Source organism: Candidatus Neomarinimicrobiota bacterium (assembly GCA_034716895.1).
Classification (GTDB): domain Bacteria; phylum Fidelibacterota; class UBA8477; order UBA8477; family JABMPR01; genus JABMPR01.
The window spans coordinates 1-2,825 of sequence record JAYEKW010000001.1 but is presented as its reverse complement, the minus strand read 5'-3'; the positions used below and the strand labels follow the sequence as shown (position 1 = coordinate 2,825).

Genomic DNA, 2,825 nt, shown 5'->3' with positions numbered 1-2,825 from the left:
CATGATTTCTCCTAAAGTAACACGAATGCACAACTCGTGCCACGAAAATATCTCACCTGGAATCGGTTCTCGCTTTGCAGTTACTAAAACGACCCACGTTAGTCATAAGCATCGATTGTCTGAAATAGCCACAAAGGCACCAAGACACAAAGCCTCACAAATTCTCCCAGTGGTTCTTAGGGCTTTTGTAGCTTCATTGGCAAAAGAGCTTACCCTGTTGCGTCATGAGAACTATTGATTCATTCGGCTATCCCACGGTCAGTTTAATAAAATATTTCGGGTGGTTCGTCCCTACTTCAATCTGCGCGAATCTGCGCAATCTGCGGATAAATAAGTTTCCTTTCCATACAGATGATCCTGGAAGTACATGGCATAATCAAATCTAGTATTCTGATTCCTTGAGATGCATTTTATGCGCATCAAATAACTAGGGGATATATATGCAATACACACGATTAGGTAAACGCGGACCGAAAGTTTCAACCATAGGCTTTGGCGCATGGGCTATTGGAGGCATGAATTGGGGACCCACCGATGATCAGGTCTCAGTAAATGCACTCTATGCGGCGTTGGATGCTGGGGTCACATTCATTGATACTGCAGATGTCTATGGCTTCGGACATTCAGAAGATCTCATTGCTCAAGTACTCAAAGAACGGGGTAAGGGAGAGGTGATCATTGCTACCAAAGCCGGGAATGATTTTTACTATGCCGGACAAGAAACTGATGATGGCTATGGTGCTATTCAGCAGAACTATAAAAAAGAATATTTGATCGAAGCTGCCGAGAAAAGTCTCAAAAGGCTGGGGCTTGAAACACTGGATATCCTTCAATTGCATAGTCCTGATCTGGAAAAGCTGGAACACGATGAACCATGGGAAGCACTATCAATTCTCAAGGAACAAGGCAAGATCCAACACGCCGGACTCTCCATCCAGTCTTTCAAGGAGTCAGAACAAGCCCACCTGCTTGACAAACATTCTGATCTACTGGACTGCATTCAGGTCCGTTACAATCTACTGGAGCGGAAGGCCGAGAAAGTCCTTTTTCCAAAAGCTTTGGAATATGGAATTGGAGTTATTGTACGTATTCCCATGTTATTTGGTCTGTTGAGTGGAAAATTCAATCGCAAAAGCATTTTTGAAGGTGATGATCACCGACGTTTTAATCTGGATCATGACAAGTTGGAGAGTTATCTCAGCAAGATGGAATCAATGACTGATATTTATGAACGCTATCCGGATTGGAGTCCGGCTCAAGTTGCCCTGCGATTTGGAATCTCACATCCAGCCTGCCATGTATCCATACCAGGCGGAAAAACACCAGCGCAAGTCAGGGAAAACAGTGCTGCTTCAGATATGCCGGAAGTCACTTTGAAGAAGAGGCATGGTCAACTTGGATAGCAAGGATATGAAGATCCTCATCACCGGTGCCAGTACCGGGATCGGTCGCCAATTAGCTCTGGATTACGGTAGAAGTGGTGCAGCCCTATGGTTGTTGGCTCGATCAGAACCTAAGCTGGTTGAATTGGCTGAAAAGATTCGTACATCAGGCGGCCAAGCGCATGTTCTGGTCTGTGATGCAACCCGTGAGTCCGTTTTACTGGGGGCGCTACAATTTGCCCAAGCTGCTTCTGGTGGCTTTGATCTGGTCATTGTCAATGCTGGCTGGGGTGGCAAAATGAAGTATCCCGGTGTGAAAAACATCGAGGTGCTCAATCAAGTTATCGATCTGAATTTCAAGGCTGCTACTCAAACCCTTGAGTTCTTTGCTCGTCACATGGTGGAAGCTCGTCATGGACACCTTGTCGGTATTTCAAGTGTGGCCGGTTTTCGGGGGCTTCCTGGTGGTGCGGCTTATAGTGCAACCAAAGCCGGACTGATCACATATCTGGAATCGCTGCGTTTTTCCCTGCAATCCTTTGGCATTAAGGTGACTGATATCCGTCCCGGGTTTGTGCGAACGCCGATGACAGACCAGAATAAAGTCCCCATGCCCTTTCTCATGGATGTGGAACGGGCCAGTGTAAAAATCATCAGGGCCATTGAGCGGGGTCGGAAGCGCTTCAGTTTCCCCTGGCAGATGGCCATCTTTGTGCATTTGATGAAAGCTTTACCGGATTTTTTGTATGATTGGATAGCCACGAAGTCGTATGGAGATATGGCAGTTACGGGTCGTAAAGGAAAATCTGAGGGAAACGCAGTGTCTTTGAAATAATTGATTCTGATCCATTATAGTTGTCTTTCAATTACGATCAGTTAGATTATTACCGAATATTTAGCAAAAGATACTGTATTTGAGCAGATTATTTCTCTTGTTTTAATACGTATAAAAAACTGGGGGTTCTATGAATATTATTGCTTCATCATATGTGGTAATTGACACTGAAACATCCGGTTTAAGTCCCGTTCGCGGTGATCGTGTTATTGAATGGGCAGCTATTAGAATCATCGATTATGTAATTACTGAAAAAGCCAGTTCACTGATAAATGTTTCCTGTCAAATACATGCTCAAGCTGAGATGGTACATGGAATTTCCCCGGAAATGTTAGACGGGGAGCCTTCACCCCTGACAGCATGGCAGCGTTTTCATGATTTTGTTGGTGATGCGACCATCATTGCTCACAATGCACCTTTTGATGCTAGATTTATTGCTTCTGAATATTCACGCTTGGGTTGGCGTTTTAGCAATGGAGTGGTATGCACCCTGAAAATGGCTCGTCGCCTCTATCCCCATCTTGGGAGACATAGATTAACTGATGTTGCCAGGTGGGTTCTGGGGGAAGTACCTCAGTCTCAAAAGCTTCATCGAGCTTTGTATGATG

At 45.0% G+C, this 2,825-nt stretch carries 4 protein-coding genes; all 4 read left to right on the top strand.

Annotated elements, in window-relative coordinates:
- On the top strand, positions 1-238 hold a 238-nt coding region (locus U9Q77_00020), incomplete at its 5' end, for a hypothetical protein (protein ID MEA3285748.1).
- Between the two features lie 202 nt (positions 239-440).
- Positions 441-1,403, top strand: coding sequence for an aldo/keto reductase (locus U9Q77_00015; GenBank protein MEA3285747.1), 963 nt, complete (start codon positions 441-443; stop codon positions 1,401-1,403).
- A gap of 7 nt (positions 1,404-1,410) precedes the next feature.
- Positions 1,411-2,217, top strand: a complete 807-nt coding sequence (locus U9Q77_00010) for an SDR family NAD(P)-dependent oxidoreductase (protein MEA3285746.1) — start codon at positions 1,411-1,413, stop codon at positions 2,215-2,217.
- Between the two features lie 130 nt (positions 2,218-2,347).
- Positions 2,348-2,825, top strand: a 478-nt coding sequence (locus U9Q77_00005; protein ID MEA3285745.1) for a 3'-5' exonuclease, incomplete at its 3' end; no start/stop codon positions are given.